The sequence below is a fragment of the Georgenia sp. Z1491 genome (assembly GCF_057652395.1).
In genome coordinates, this window is record NZ_CM172729.1 from 1135306 (window position 1) to 1148380 (window position 13075).

General features: G+C 72.5%; 14 protein-coding genes. 7 read left to right on the forward strand and 7 right to left on the reverse strand.

All coding sequences use genetic code 11. The features are described from left to right. Positions 1-16: 16 nt before the first annotated feature. Positions 17-1792: a glyoxylate carboligase gene (gcl, locus tag AC24HA_RS05355; protein ID WP_425709227.1), complete on the forward strand. Its 1776-nt coding sequence runs from the start codon at positions 17-19 to the stop codon at positions 1790-1792. A gap of 121 nt (positions 1793-1913) precedes the next feature. On the opposite strand, the gene AC24HA_RS05360 is transcribed toward gcl, so the two are convergent. The 4 genes from AC24HA_RS05360 to AC24HA_RS05375 all read right to left on the reverse strand — a co-directional run bounded on the left by AC24HA_RS05360 (position 1914) and on the right by AC24HA_RS05375 (position 4592). Further along, positions 1914-3206: a DDE-type integrase/transposase/recombinase gene (locus AC24HA_RS05360; RefSeq protein WP_425709226.1), complete on the reverse strand. Its 1293-nt coding sequence runs from the start codon at positions 3204-3206 to the stop codon at positions 1914-1916. Between the two features lie 182 nt (positions 3207-3388). Then, positions 3389-3727, reverse strand: coding sequence for a HepT-like ribonuclease domain-containing protein (locus AC24HA_RS05365; RefSeq protein ID WP_425709225.1), 339 nt, complete (start codon positions 3725-3727; stop codon positions 3389-3391). Continuing rightward, complete coding sequence (locus AC24HA_RS05370) at positions 3724-4167, reverse strand: helix-turn-helix domain-containing protein (protein ID WP_425709224.1); 444 nt, start codon at positions 4165-4167, stop codon at positions 3724-3726. The genes AC24HA_RS05365 and AC24HA_RS05370 overlap by 4 nt, the downstream gene beginning before the upstream one ends. Positions 4168-4421: 254 nt before the next feature. Next, positions 4422-4592 carry a hypothetical protein gene (locus AC24HA_RS05375; RefSeq protein ID WP_425709222.1) on the reverse strand — a complete coding sequence of 57 codons (171 nt, stop codon included), beginning with the start codon at positions 4590-4592 and terminating at the stop codon, positions 4422-4424. A gap of 286 nt (positions 4593-4878) precedes the next feature. Between AC24HA_RS05375 and AC24HA_RS05380 the strand changes: the two genes are divergently transcribed. Next, a complete protein-coding gene (locus AC24HA_RS05380) occupies positions 4879-5964 on the forward strand; it encodes an acyltransferase family protein (RefSeq protein ID WP_425709221.1) in 1086 nt (361 codons plus the stop codon). Positions 5965-6099: 135 nt separating this feature from the next. Here the strand turns inward: AC24HA_RS05380 and AC24HA_RS05385 are convergent, their stop codons facing one another. Continuing rightward, positions 6100-7080 carry an AraC family transcriptional regulator gene (locus AC24HA_RS05385; protein WP_425709220.1) on the reverse strand — a complete coding sequence of 327 codons (981 nt, stop codon included), beginning with the start codon at positions 7078-7080 and terminating at the stop codon, positions 6100-6102. Between the two features lie 161 nt (positions 7081-7241). On the opposite strand from AC24HA_RS05385, the gene AC24HA_RS05390 reads away from it, so the two are divergent. The 3 genes from AC24HA_RS05390 to AC24HA_RS05400 all read left to right on the forward strand — a co-directional run bounded on the left by AC24HA_RS05390 (position 7242) and on the right by AC24HA_RS05400 (position 9303). Beyond that, positions 7242-8108 (forward strand): NmrA family NAD(P)-binding protein, encoded by an 867-nt coding sequence (locus AC24HA_RS05390; protein ID WP_425709219.1) that lies wholly within the window; start codon positions 7242-7244, stop codon positions 8106-8108. Further along, positions 8105-8581: an anthrone oxygenase family protein gene (locus AC24HA_RS05395; RefSeq protein ID WP_425709218.1), complete on the forward strand. Its 477-nt coding sequence runs from the start codon at positions 8105-8107 to the stop codon at positions 8579-8581. The genes AC24HA_RS05390 and AC24HA_RS05395 overlap by 4 nt, the downstream gene beginning before the upstream one ends. Positions 8582-8952: 371 nt before the next feature. Further along, positions 8953-9303 carry a hypothetical protein gene (locus AC24HA_RS05400; protein WP_425709217.1) on the forward strand — a complete coding sequence of 117 codons (351 nt, stop codon included), beginning with the start codon at positions 8953-8955 and terminating at the stop codon, positions 9301-9303. Between the two features lies 1 nt (position 9304). Here the strand turns inward: AC24HA_RS05400 and AC24HA_RS05405 are convergent, their stop codons facing one another. Both AC24HA_RS05405 and wecB read right to left on the reverse strand, forming a co-directional pair. Continuing rightward, the gene (locus AC24HA_RS05405) at positions 9305-9682 is read right to left on the reverse strand and encodes a hypothetical protein (protein WP_425709216.1); all 378 of its coding nucleotides are present in this window, start codon (positions 9680-9682) and stop codon (positions 9305-9307) included. A 12-nt stretch (positions 9683-9694) separates the two neighbouring features. Beyond that, complete coding sequence (wecB, locus tag AC24HA_RS05410) at positions 9695-10759, reverse strand: non-hydrolyzing UDP-N-acetylglucosamine 2-epimerase (RefSeq protein ID WP_425709215.1); 1065 nt, start codon at positions 10757-10759, stop codon at positions 9695-9697. A gap of 32 nt (positions 10760-10791) precedes the next feature. Between wecB and AC24HA_RS05415 the strand changes: the two genes are divergently transcribed. Both AC24HA_RS05415 and AC24HA_RS05420 read left to right on the forward strand, forming a co-directional pair. Next, positions 10792-11901: a glycosyltransferase gene (locus tag AC24HA_RS05415; RefSeq protein WP_425709214.1), complete on the forward strand. Its 1110-nt coding sequence runs from the start codon at positions 10792-10794 to the stop codon at positions 11899-11901. Then, positions 11898-13037 carry a glycosyltransferase gene (locus tag AC24HA_RS05420; protein ID WP_425709213.1) on the forward strand — a complete coding sequence of 380 codons (1140 nt, stop codon included), beginning with the start codon at positions 11898-11900 and terminating at the stop codon, positions 13035-13037. Before AC24HA_RS05415 ends, AC24HA_RS05420 begins: the two co-directional genes overlap by 4 nt. The last annotated feature ends 38 nt before the right edge of the window (positions 13038-13075 follow it).

Here is a 13075-nt window from a genome sequence, read left to right on the forward strand (position 1 = left end):
CCACAAGGAGAACGTCATGCCTCGAATGAGAGCGGTCGACGCCGCGGTGGCCATCCTCGAGAAGGAGAACGCCACCCAGGCCTTCGGCCTCCCGGGCGCCGCCATCAACCCGCTGTACGACGCCATGCGCAAGCACGGCGGCATCCACCACGTCCTGGCCCGCCACGTCGAGGGCGCCTCGCACATGGCCGACGGCTACACCCGCGCCGAGCGCGGCAACATCGGCGTCTGCATCGGCACCTCCGGCCCGGCCGGCACCGACATGATCACCGGCCTGTACGCCGCGTGGGCCGACTCGGTGCCGATCCTGTGCCTCACCGGCCAGGCGCCCGTCGCGAAGCTCGACAAGGAGGACTTCCAGGCGGTCGACATCGCCTCGATCGCCGCACCGGTGACGAAGATGGCGAAGACCGTCCTCGAGGCCGCACAGGTCCCCGGCGTGTTCGCCAAGGCGTTCCAGCTCATGCGCTCCGGTCGTCCGGGCCCGGTGCTCATCGACCTCCCGCTCGACGTCCAGCTCGCCGAGATCGAGTTCGACCCGGACACCTACGAGCCGCTGCCCGTGCAGCAGCCCGCCGCCACCCACCGCCAGGTGGCCAAGGCGCTGGACATGCTGCAGGCCGCCGAGCGGCCGCTCGTGGTCGCGGGCGGGGGCATCGTCAACGCCGGCGCCGAGGCGGAGCTCGTCGATCTCGCCGAGACGCTGAACATCCCGGTCGTCTCCACCCTCATGGGGTGGGGCGCCATCGCGGACGACCACCCGCTGTCCGCGGGCATGGCGGGCATCCAGACCTCGCACCGCTACGCCAACGCGACCTTCCTCGAGTCCGACTTCGTCCTCGGGGTCGGCAACCGGTGGGCCAACCGGCACACCGGCGGCCTCGAGGTCTACCGCCGCGGTCGCACGTTCGTCCACGTCGACATCGAGCCGACGCAGATCGGCCGCGTCTTCGCGCCCGACTACGGCATCACGTCCGACGCCGGGGCCTTCCTGCGCAGCGCGGTCGAGATCGCCAAGGAGCGCAGGGCCGCCGGCTCGCTGCCGGACTACGCGGCGTGGGTCGCCGACACGCAGCAGCGCAAGGGCTCCCTCCAGCGCAAGACGAACTTCCCGGAGACGCCCATCAAGCCGCAGCGCGTGTACCAGGAGATGAACCGGGCGTTCGACCGGGACACCGTCTACGTGTCGACGATCGGCCTGTCGCAGATCGCCGGCGCCCAGTTCCTCCACACCTACGCCTCGCGGCACTGGATCAATGCCGGCCAGGCCGGCCCACTCGGCTGGACTGGCCCCGCCGCCCTCGGCGTCGCCGCCGCCCGCCCGACGACGAAGGTCGTCGCGCTGTCGGGCGACTACGACTTCCAGTTCATGCTCGAGGAGCTCGCGGTGGGCGCGCAGCACCACCTGCCGTACGTCCACGTGGTCGTCAACAACGCCTACCTGGGGCTCATCCGCCAGTCGCAGCGCGCGTTCGACATGGACTACCACGTGTCCCTGGCCTTCGAGAACATCAACTCCGCCGAGGTGGCGGAGTACGGCGTCGACCACGTCAAGGTGGCCGAGGGCCTGGGCTGCAAGGCACTCCGGGTGACGGACCCGGACGACCTCGAGCAGGCGTTCGTCAAGGCGCAGGGGATGGCCGAGGAGTCGCAGGTGCCGGTGGTCGTCGAGGTCATCCTCGAGCGCGTCACCAACATCTCCATGGGGGCCGAGCTCGACGGCGTCAACGAGTTCGAGGAGCTCTCGCTGTCGGCCACGGACTCGCCCACGGCGACCGCCCTGCTCGACTGACGTCCACCCTGCCTGCCGGCTCCGGCCCGGCGGGTGAGGGCCGATCATCCTGGCGAGCGAGCGGCAATCTGTCTCTATGTCGAGACTGTGATGTCTCAGGACTTCGGTGACGGTTCTTGTCTCAGGACTTCGGTGACAGTTGGTGTCTCAGGACTTCGGTGACAGTTGGTGTCTCGGGACTTCGGTGACGGTTGGGCTGGGTGGCGAGGAATCCGCGGGGTTTGCCGTTGCCGACGTACCGGGTCCTAGGAGCGGGCCGGGGGTAGGTCTGGATGCTTTCGCCGGTGTCCTCGAAGCACTCCACGGTCTTGACGTCCCAGACGATGTGCACGGTCTGTCCGGCGCGGTGCTTGCCGACTTGGAACTGGGTGCCGATGACTTGGACGTTGCCCGCAGCGGTGACCTGTCGGGTGGCCGTTCCTGTCGCGTTGCGTAGCGGTGGGGGCTCGGGCAGCGAGACCTCGGGCGGTTCGGGCTCGGGTGCTTTCGCGGTGGCCTGCCAGGCACGCTCGGGGGTGATCCGTCCCTGCAGTGCCTGGTTGGGGCGCTCGGTGTTGTAGCGCTCCTCGAACTCATCGAGCAGTTCCTGCAGCGCGGGCAGGCCGACAGCGAGCTCTTGTTTGTCCAACCACTTCGCGGCGGTCTGGTGGTGTCGTTCGCTCTTACCGGCTGTGGTCGGTCGACCGGGTCGGCTGGCGATGGCATTGACGCCGAGCCCGTGGAGGTAGTCCACGAGCTGGCCACGGACCTTACGGCGGGTCGGGTTCAGCGCGAGACCGTTGTCGGTCAGGAACCGCTGGGGCACGCCGTGTCTGCTGATCGCGGTACGGACCACGGCCAGCACGTCGGTGGAGTTCTCCGAGGGGGCGGCCCTCGAGGCCAGGATCTTGCGGGAGTGGTCATCGATGACCTGCAAGATCGTGGCCTGGTCTCCGTAGGCCAACGGGTACTCAAAACCATCGAGCTGCCACATCGCGTTCGGTGCTGGGTAGACGAACCGGCGAGACGCTGCGCGGGGACGTTTACGCGGCTCGGGCTCCACCGCCCCGGCAGCGAGGAAGATCCGGGCCAGCGTCGCCCTGGACGGGGCCGTGAGGCCAAGCTCGATCATCTTGTCCATCACGCTGATCGGCCCGTAGTCCCAGCCCTCCGCTTCCAGATCACGTCGCACGTTCAGCGCCTGTTCAATGACCTCTGCGGACGTCGTAGCAGGCGAGCGATGGGGCCGGCGCGAGCGCGGCTTCCACGCCGCGACCGGGCCTTCCTTGGCCGCTCGGGAACGGATCGCGTAGAACGATTTCCGACTGATCCCGTGGCGCTGACAGAACTCCGTGACCGCGCCCCGCGGCGCCTTCGTCGGCCACTGCGTGATGGCGTACCGCACCGTGCTGCTGATCTCCTGGTTCTGACCCATCGGCCCATCCCGGCACCCGAAGTGTCACCACCAAGTCCAGACATACCGTCACCGATGTCCTGAGACACAAACGTCACCGATGTCTGGAGACTTCACAGTCTCTATGTCGAGACCGATTGCCGCTCTCTCGTCGTCGGGCGGCGCGCCGACCGACCGGAGACGGATGTGTGGTCCGTCGATCGTCAGCCGACGTCGAGCGACCGGATGTATCTGTTGATGGTCGGCAGATCGACGACGAGCGTGTCCCAGACCGCTCCGTAGTCGGTGCCCTCATAGTGATGCGCCAATCGGTCCCGCATCCGCTTGATGTGTGACCACGGCACCTCTGGATGCCGGTCAGCGGTGTCGGTACTCAGGCGCGCGACGTTCTCGCCGATCTTGATGATCAGCGACTCCGCCGCCAGGCCCGGGACGTTGTCAGGGTCGGTGCGGTACCACTCGTGGCCGCGCACCACGAGATTGGCGCCGACGCCGCACAGGCGGACGATCTCCCTCAGCGCCCTGGCGTCCCGTTCGTTCATACCGCGACAGCCGTCGCCAGAATCTCGTGGTCCGCACGCAGACCGCCGTCCGTGACCACGTCGACCTCGACACCGAGAAGCTCGCTCGCCTCTGATGCGAATGCCGTGATCGTGAGCAGTCCCGTGCCCGGCGTCCGCGTGACCAGGATGTCCAGGTCGCTACCCGGGCTGTCGGCCCGGCGTGCGGCGGAGCCGAAGACGCGGACGTTGCTGAGGCCGTACCGAGCGGCGAGGCTCAACAGTCCCGTGCGGTGCGCGGCGAGCGCGTCGCGTGGCAGGGGCCGCACTGCCGCTCGCAGTCGGTCCAGCATCGCTGTCGAGATCTTGCGCCTTCCGGCCTCGTAGGCGGCAATGTTCGGTTGGGCCACCCCGGACCGGTGCGCCAGCTCGACCTGACTGAGGCCGGCAGCCTCACGAAGCTCTCGCACCGAGTTCGCCATGACCCGACTATATCGTGCGATATACCCATGGCGATGCCTCATGGTCAGCGCGCCGCTCTCTCGTCGTCACATCTGGTAGAGACCGAGCCCGCGCCGACCCAGCTCCTCGGCGAGGACGCGGACGACGATGCCGAGACGCTCGGCGGAGTGGTCGACGAGGACCACCACCGGCGGGCGTGACGGACCGAGCCCGTCACCGCGCGGTTTGCGAGGTGCTGCCCCTGGCGCCCGGACCGGCCCAGGTTGCTGAGGAGTCAGATGCCGGCGACCTCGACGACGTCGGCGCCGTGCTTGACCGGGAGGGCGCCCACGCGCACACCCCTGATCTCCTCCCAGGGGATGTCGATCCCGCCCGGACCGGTCACGCCGGCGGTGGACCGTACGGCTGCGGCCCGGGTGCGGGCGCGACGCCGGGTACGGCTCACGGGGCCCGTGTCGTTCGTGCGCGGGGCCCGGCGTGCGAGGACGGGGCGGGGATCATGGCGCTGCGGTCCTCACGGGCGGCGTGCGGGCGGACGGATGCCACGATCGTCGCGGATCGCGATCGTCCGCGGCACCGTCCGGACGGGGAGTTCTCGCCCGAGTACGGCACGGGGCGCGCCGTCGGACCTCGGCTAGTCTCGACCCGATGCGAAGTGCTGTCCGGAGCCCGTGGGCGATCCTCAGCCCCCACCAGGGGCGGTCCAGGGACCAGCGCACCGTGGTCGCCGCGTGAGCGGGGGCGTCGGGACAGCCGGCCGGGTCGCGTGGATCGACGCCTCGCGGGGCTTCCTCGTCATCCTCGTCGTCGTCGGCCACGCGCTGATGTTCTTGGGCCGCGCCGACATGCCGGTCACCGAGATCGCGCCCTCGGTGCGCGTGGCGCAGCTCATCCGCATCCCCGCCCTGTTCTTCCTCTCCGGGGCGCTCTTCAGCCACGCCGCCGCGCGTCCGTGGCGGACGGTGATCGGCACCCGCATCGTTCCCATGGTGTGGATCCTCGGCGTCTGGCTGCTCGTCGAGGTCGTCCTGGCATCCTGGCGCGTCGGGATCGACCAGGCCATGCCGGCGGGACCGGCGCGGTGGTTGCTCGCCCAGGTGATGATCCCGGAGGACTACCTGTGGTTCATCTGGGGCCTCGCCGTCATGACCGTGGTGGCGCGACTCCTGCGCTCCCACCCCGTCCTCATCGTCGCCGTGGCGGCCGCGATGCTGCTCACCCCCGTCTACCCGGAGCTCGGCGGGCAGACGGAGAAGTTCTTCTCCTACGCGCCCTTCTACCTCCTCGGCTTCCTCGTCGCCCCCGCCCTGCGGGTCCGGCAGCGATGGCTGGTCGGGGCGGGCGCGATCTCGGCTCTGATCTTCGTCCCCCTTGCGCTCGCCCGCACCGAGCGGGGACTCGTGCTGACGACCGACCGTCTCGACGAGCACCTGCTGACGTTCCTCGGCCTCCCCGCGGTCGCGCTCCTGGGCATCGTCCTCACCCGCCTCCCCGGGGCCCGCATGTGGAACTGGCTGGGGCGGCGCACGCTGGCGATCTATGTCGCCCACATGCCCCTGCTCGTCCTGGCGCGGTGGAAGGTGGTCGGGACGGCGCGGCGCTACGCCGAGCCCTACGACCACGCCGACCTCCTCTTCCTCGTCCTCCTCGTGATCGTGGTGGTCGCCCTGTGCGCGCTGCTCCACGTCGTGTGCGACAGGCTGCCGTTCGACGGGATCCTGGCCGAGCCGCGGTGGCTGCGCCGCCTGGTGCGCGGTGACGGGGGCAGCGGGGGTCCGACCGGTCGACTCGCGTCGTCGCGGCAGGCCCGGACGTGACGCGTGCCAACCCGCCTGACCCGGGCGAGGCCAAGGCCGAGCGATCCGAGCGGAGCGCTCGCGACAGACCTGGCTCTTCCGCCGGCTGATGCAGAGGGCACGCCTGGGTCGGTCAGGACGAGGATCCTCTGCCGGTCAGGACGAGGACGCTCGCGCGGCGGTCCGGACCGAGCCCGGCGTCTGCCCGACCGTGCGGACGAACGCCCGGCTGAACGCCGCGTCGGACCGGTAGCCGAGCTCCGCCGCGACCTGCGAGGCCGTCGCCGTGCCCGAGGCCAGGCGCTCCTGGGCGATCCGCATCCGCCACCGCGTGACGTAGCCGTTCGGGGTCTCGCCCACGAGCTCGGCGAACCGTGCGGCGAACGTCGACCGGGACATCGTCGCCGTGCGTGCGAGCCGCTCCACGCTCCAGTGGCCGCCGGGCTCGGCGTGGACCGCGTCGAGGGCTCGCCCGATCCGTTCGTCCTGCAGCGCGGTGAGCCAGCCGTCGCGGGCGGCGTCGTCGCGTGCGAGCCAGTCCCGGATCACCTGGACCACGAGGATGTCGGCGAGCCGGGTCGCCACGGCCTCGCCGCCCGGGCGCGGGTGGGTGAGCTCGTCGACCATGAGGCGCAGCGTGTCGCGGATTGCCGACCCGATCGGTGAGGCGTCCCCCTCGGTGACGAGGACGGCCGGCAGCCGTCGGGCGAGCTCGCGCGCGGCGGGCTCGTCGAAGGCGACGATCCCGCAGACCAGCTGCGTGCGCGCGCCGCCCCCGCCGTGCTCGAGGACCGAGTAGTGCTCGCCGAGCCAGCGCTGCGGGAGTTCCTCGACGGCCCGCGGCGTGCCGGCGCCACGCGTGCCGTCCGCGCCGTCGACCCCGGCCACCACGTGCCCCCGGCCGTGCGGGACGAGCGCCAGGTCCCCGGCCGCGAGCTCGACCGTCTCGCCGCTCTCGACCTCGAGCCGGCACGCCCCCGAGGTGACCACGTGGAAGCTGAGCGAGTCGGGGACCGTCGGCATCCGTAGCGCCCAGGGTGCGGTCAGGTCGGAGCGCGTGTAGAGCAGGCCGCGCATCCGCAGCGTCTGGAGAGCGCGCGCCAGCCGGTCATGCGTCTCCCAGGGCCGCGTCGTCATGGTGTCGATCCTTGCGCATTCCGCCTGGGGCCGTGGGCGGATCCGGACGATCGGGCAAGGAAACGGGCGGAACTGGGCTGGGAACGCCATATGTCGGCCCCTAGCGTCGAGGTCGCCGTCCCGGGAGCGCCGGGGCGCCGACCACCACGAGGGAGCACGCCATGTATGTCATCGCCGGAGCCACCGGACACGTCGGAGGAGCGGCCGCGCACCGCCTGCTCGAGGCGGGGGAGGAGGTGCGGGTGCTCGTCCGCCGAGAGCCCGATGCTGCGCGCTGGCGCGCCGCGGGGGCCGAGGCCCGGCTCGTCGACCTCGCGGAGCGCGCCGGCCTGACCGACGCCCTGCGCGGCGCGGACGCGATGTTCGTCCTCCTGCCGTTCGACCTGGGGGCCGACGACCTCGACCGACACGCCGACGCGTTCGTCCGCTCGATCGCCGGTGCCGTCACCGACGCCGACGTGCCCCGCGTCGTCATGCTCTCCTCCGGCGTCGCCGACCTCTGCTCGGGGACCGGGCCGATCGCCGGGCTGCACCGCCTGGAGGAGGCACTGCGCGGGGCGACGATCCTCACGGCGATGCGATCCGGGCACTTCCAGGAGAAGGTCGCCGACGTCCTCGGGGTCGCCCGCGCCGAGGGGGTGTACCCCGTTCTCGCGTGCTCGGCGGACGTGCCCGTGCCGATGGGGGCGACGTCTGACGTCGGGGCGGTCGCCGCCGACCTCCTGCGGGTGCCGATCGGGGCGAGCGAGGTGGTCGACGTGCTCGGGCCCGAGGTCACCGAGCGGGAGGTCGCCGCTGAGCTGGGTCGAGTCCTCGGGCGCGACCTGCACGTCGCCGTCGTGCCCGAGTCCGCCTGGGCGGACACCCTCGAGGGCGCCGGGTTCGCACCGCACGTGGCACGTAGCCTCGCCGAGCTCTACAGGGCCGACGCGGCAGGTCTGCTCGCGCCGCGCGGCGACCGCACGGTCCGGGTGACGACTCCGGTCGGGGCGACGATCGACGCGCTCGTCGGGGTGGCCGTCCCGTGAGCGCCGGCTCCGCCGCGCTCGCCGCCGCCACGGTGGGCAACGGGTTGACGGCCGGCCTGTTCCTCGGGTTCACCTGCGCGGTGATGCCGGGCCTGGCCCGGGTCGACGACGCCGGGTTCGTCGCCGCGATGCGCTCGATCAACCGGGCGATCCAGAACCCGTTGTTCGGACTTGTGCTCGTCGGCACGCCGCTCGCGACCGTGGCGGCCACCGTTGCGCGCCCCGCGTCGCCCTGGCTCCTCGCGGGCCTGGTGGCGACGGCGGCGACGCTGGCGATCACCCTCGCGCGCAACGTGCCCCTCAACGTCGCGCTCGACCGGGCGTCCGGGGGCGGCCCCGCGCAACTCACCGCCGCGCGTGCCGCGTTCGAGCGGCCGTGGCGGCGGTGGAACGCGCTGCGGACGCTCACCGGTACGGCGGCGACGGCGTTGCTCGCCGTCGCGGTCGGCGCGGGGGCCGCGTCGTCGGGCTAGGCGACCAGGGGGTGTCGCCGACCGGACCGGCAGGTGTGGAGGCCGCGGTGGAGGTCACGACTCCGTCACATCATCCCTGATCGCTGGCACCCCCCCGTGGGGGGATACGTTCGACTTGTCCCTGCGCACGACCCTCCCGCGAGGAGCGCCGACGGGCGGTACGTCCGACGGTGCATCAGACCGGCAGAGCGTCGAGCAGGGGCGATGACTGTGCACATCGACGTGCAGGGTGCGGCGGACCGAGGTGAGGAGCGACTGCCACGACGACGTCGAGCGAGGACCGGACCATCGACCATGCCGAGCCGGAGGGGTCACGCTCCCTCGGCCACCGAGATCGACGGTTCCCGGCCGGACTGGCCGTCGGGGCCCTCGTGGGCCTGGTCGGTGGTCTCGCCGGTGGGTGGTTCGCGTTCGCCGGGGAGGGGTCGGACGCGCCGGGGGAGACCGGGGCGAGCGCGGAGGTCGACGCACGACGAGCGTGCGAGATCGTCGACACCCTTCCGGAGAGCTTCGACGCGGAACAGCACTTCTCCGGCGGTCCTGCAGCGCTCTTCCGGTTCGAGGCCATGTCGTCGCTCGCTCAGGCCGCGGGCTCGGACGACGACCGGTACGCCGAGCTGGCGAGCGCCGCCGAAGAGTCCTCGAACGCGGCGATCATCGGCGACTGGCAGACGGTCGACGACTCGGTCGTGGCCTACCGGGAGGCCTGCAGCACTCTGTAGATCAGGCGTCCGGGTAGTGCGGGTTCGCGCCGCGCTCGCGCTCGTCCTCCTCGAGCCCCCGGATCTGCCTGCCGAGCATGTTCCACATGTACGCGGCCACGCCGAGGCCGAGGACGCCGACCGCGACGACCACCCACTGCGTCGGCGGTTCGAAGAACAGCAGGCCGACCAGGACGATGGCGAGGTCGGTGACCGCCATCGTCGACACGACGACGAGACGCGAGCGCCTGCGGGCCTCGAGCGACGGACCCGCGCCGGGCCTGGCGCCAGGCACGGCTCCGGGACGTGCACCGGCACCGGGTGGTGCGGCTGCGGGCGTCTCGCGGTGGACGGGCGCGTCGGGGCCCCAGTTGTCGAGCGGGTCGTTCCCGGTGGTCATGGCGGTCTCCTGTCAGCGGGGCGCGGTCAGCGCGTCGAGCACGCGAGCGGCGGCATCGCCGTCGCCGTACGGGGTGGCGTCCGTGTCCGCCGGGCGGGGGCGGGTCGCGGCGGCGAGCAGGGCGTCGCCCGGCTCGACGAGCACGTTCCAGCCGAGCTCGACGGTCTCGACCCACTCGGTCTCGGTCCGCACCGTGGTGCACGGGGTGCGCAGGAGGAATGCCTCCTTCTGCAGCCCGCCGGAGTCGGTGACCACGCCGCGCGCCCGGTCGGCCACGGCCACGAGGTCGCGGTACCCGAGCGGGGTGCGCGTGCGCAGCGACCCGACGGACAGGTCGATGCCGGCAGCCTCGGCCTTCGCCACCAGGCGCGGGTGCGCGAGCAGCAGGACCGGCGCGTCGAGACCGGCGAGCGACGCCACGATCGCCCGCAGCCGCTCGGGGTCGTCGGTGGACTCCGCGCGGTGGATCGTCGCCAGGTAGAAGCCGCCGTCGTCGAGCCCCTCCTCGGCCAGGGCCGCGGGCCGGGCGTCGCCGACGGCGGCGCGCGTCGCGAGCAGCACGTCGGTCATCACGTCGCCGACCACCACGGTCCGCTCCGCCAGGCCCTCGCCGGCCAGGTGGCCGGCGGCCACCTGGGTCGGCGCGAGCAGGAGGTCGGCCGCGTGGTCGGTGAGCACGCGGTTGATCTCCTCGGGCATGCGCCGGTTGAACGAGCGCAGCCCCGCCTCGAGGTGGGCGATCGGCACGTGCAGCTTCGCGGCCGAGACGGCGCCGGCGAGCGTGGAGTTCGTGTCGCCGTAGACGAGGACCCAGTCGGGGCGGTGCTCGGTGAGGACCTCGTCCATCGCGGCGAGCATCGCTCCGGTCTGCTGACCGTGGCTGCCTGACCCGACCCCGAGGTGGACGTCCGGCGCCGGGATCTCCAGCTCGGAGAAGAAGACGTCGGACAGCAGCGGGTCGTAGTGCTGGCCCGTGTGCGCGATGACGTGCTCGACCCCGCGGCGTGCGCACTCGTGCGCGATCGGGGCGAGCTTGACGAACTGGGGGCGGGCACCGACGACGGAGAGGATCTTCACGGTTACCGAGCGTAGCCGGGTAGTTTCGAGTCATGCGCGTCGTCGTGGTCACCACCTGGTTCCCCACCTCCCTTGCCCCGAGCTCGGGGTCGTTCGTCGTGCGCGACGCGCACGCGATGGCCTCGCGCGGCGACACGGTCGACGTCGTCCACCTCGTGCCCGCGCACCAGGACGACGGCACCCGGCACGTGCGCCACGAGGGCCTCAAGGTGCTGCGGCTGCCGATGACCCCCTCGCGCCCCGACCAGATCGCCCAGGTCGCGGCCGCGCTGCCGTCCGTCCTCGACGGCGCCGACGTCGTCCACACCACCGCGATCTCCGCGCTCCTGCCGTTCTCGGTCGGCCGCCCGCGCGCGCCCTGGGTCCACACCGAGCACTACTCCGGCCTCACCAGCCCGGAGAACCTCGGGCTCGGCACCCGCGCCGTGCTCCCGCTCGTGCGCAGCCTTCTGGGCAGGCCCGACGTCGTCACCGCCGTCTGCGACTTCCTCGCCCGCCCGATCCGCGCCGTGCGGGGCGAGGCACCCACCGTCGTCGTGCCCTGCATCGTGCCGCCGCTCGCCGACGTGCCCGGTCGGCCCGCACCGGACGGCGAGCTGCGGCTGGTCAGCGTCGGCGGGCTCGTCGAGCGCAAGGACCCCCTGCTCGCCGTCGACGTCGTCGCCGAGCTCGGCCGGCGTGGGCACCCCGCGCACCTCACGCTCGTCGGCGACGGTCCGCTGACCGGAGCGGTCCGCGACCGCGCCGACGAGGTCGGCGTGGCCGAGCGGATCCACCTCACCGGCACCCTCGACCGGGACGGCGTGCTCGAGCAGCTCGCCGCCGCCGACCTGTTCCTCGGCCCGACCCGCGGGGACAACTTCTTCGTCTCCTGCGCCGAGGCCCTCGTCGCGGGCCGCCCCGTCGTGGTCGGCTCGACCGGCGGGCAGGGGGAGTACATCGACCCGCGCGTAGGGGCGCTGGTGGACCGCCAGGAGGCGGGCGCCTACGCGGACGCGGTCCTCGATGTCCACGACCGCACGGCCGACCTCACGGCGGCCGAGGTCGCCGCGACGATCGGGGAGCGGTTCTCCGTGCCCACCGTCGCGGCGGGCTACGCGGGCGCGCACGCCCTCGCGGCGGACGTCCGCGCCGGCCGATGAGCACGGGCGGCCCGATGACCTCCGAGCTGCCCGGCGCCGGCCGGACGATGGTCTTCCACGCGCCCTACCCGCTCGGCGAGGGGTCGACGTCGGGCTCCGGCATCCGTCCGGTGCGCATGCTCGGTGCGTTCCGCGAGCTGGGGTACGACGTGATCGAGGTGACCGGGCACGGCAAGGAGCGCGCGGCCGCCGTGCGCGATCTCGCCCGGCGGCTCAGGGGCGGGCTGCGGGTCGACCTCGCCTACGGCGAGTCCTCGACGATGCCGACCGTGCTGACCGAGCCGCACCACCTGCCGACCCACCCCGTCGTCGACCTGCGGCTCGCCCGGCTGCTGCGGCGCCACGGCGTGCCGACGAGCGTGTTCTACCGGGACATCTACTGGCGCTACCCCGAGTACACGGAGCGCGTACACCCGGTCGTCGCGGCCGGGACCCGCACGCTCTACCACGCCGAGCTGCGCGCCTACCGCCGGCTGCTCGACAGGGTCTACGTGCCCTCGCGGGAGATCGCCGAGCACGTCCCGCACCTGCGCCCCGAGCAGATGGCGCCGCTGCCGCCGGGCGGCGCGATCCGCGACGTCCCGCGCACCGACGGCCCGCTGACGATCCTCTACGTCGGCAACGTCACCTCCTACTACCGGATGCACGAGCTGCTCCGCGCGGTGCGGGACACCGACGGCGTCCACCTCCTGCTGTGCACGCCGCAGGACTCCTGGGACGCGGCCCGCAGCGAGTACGCCGACCTGCTCGGCGACCGGGTCGAGGTCGTCCACGAGCGCGGCGACGGGCTCCTGCCGCTGTTCGGCCGGGCGGACCTGTGCTCGATCGTCGTCGAGCCGTCCGAGTACCGGGACTTCGCCGCCCCGGTCAAGCTCTACGAGTACATCGGCCACGGCAAGCCGGTGCTCGCCACCACGGGCACGCTCGCCGGCCGCACGGTCCGCGGCGGCGACCTGGGCTGGACGGCGGACTACGACGCCGAGGATCTCGCGCGGGTGCTCGCCCGCCTGCGCGACCACCGCGGTGAGGTCGACGCCGTCGCCGCGCACGTCCGCGAGGCCCGCCACGAGCACACGTGGGCCGCCCGGGCCCGCACGGTCGCCACCGACCTCGCGGGGCTCGACCGGCGGGGCTGACCCCGCGCGAGGCGCCTACCATGGGAGCCTCGCCGCAC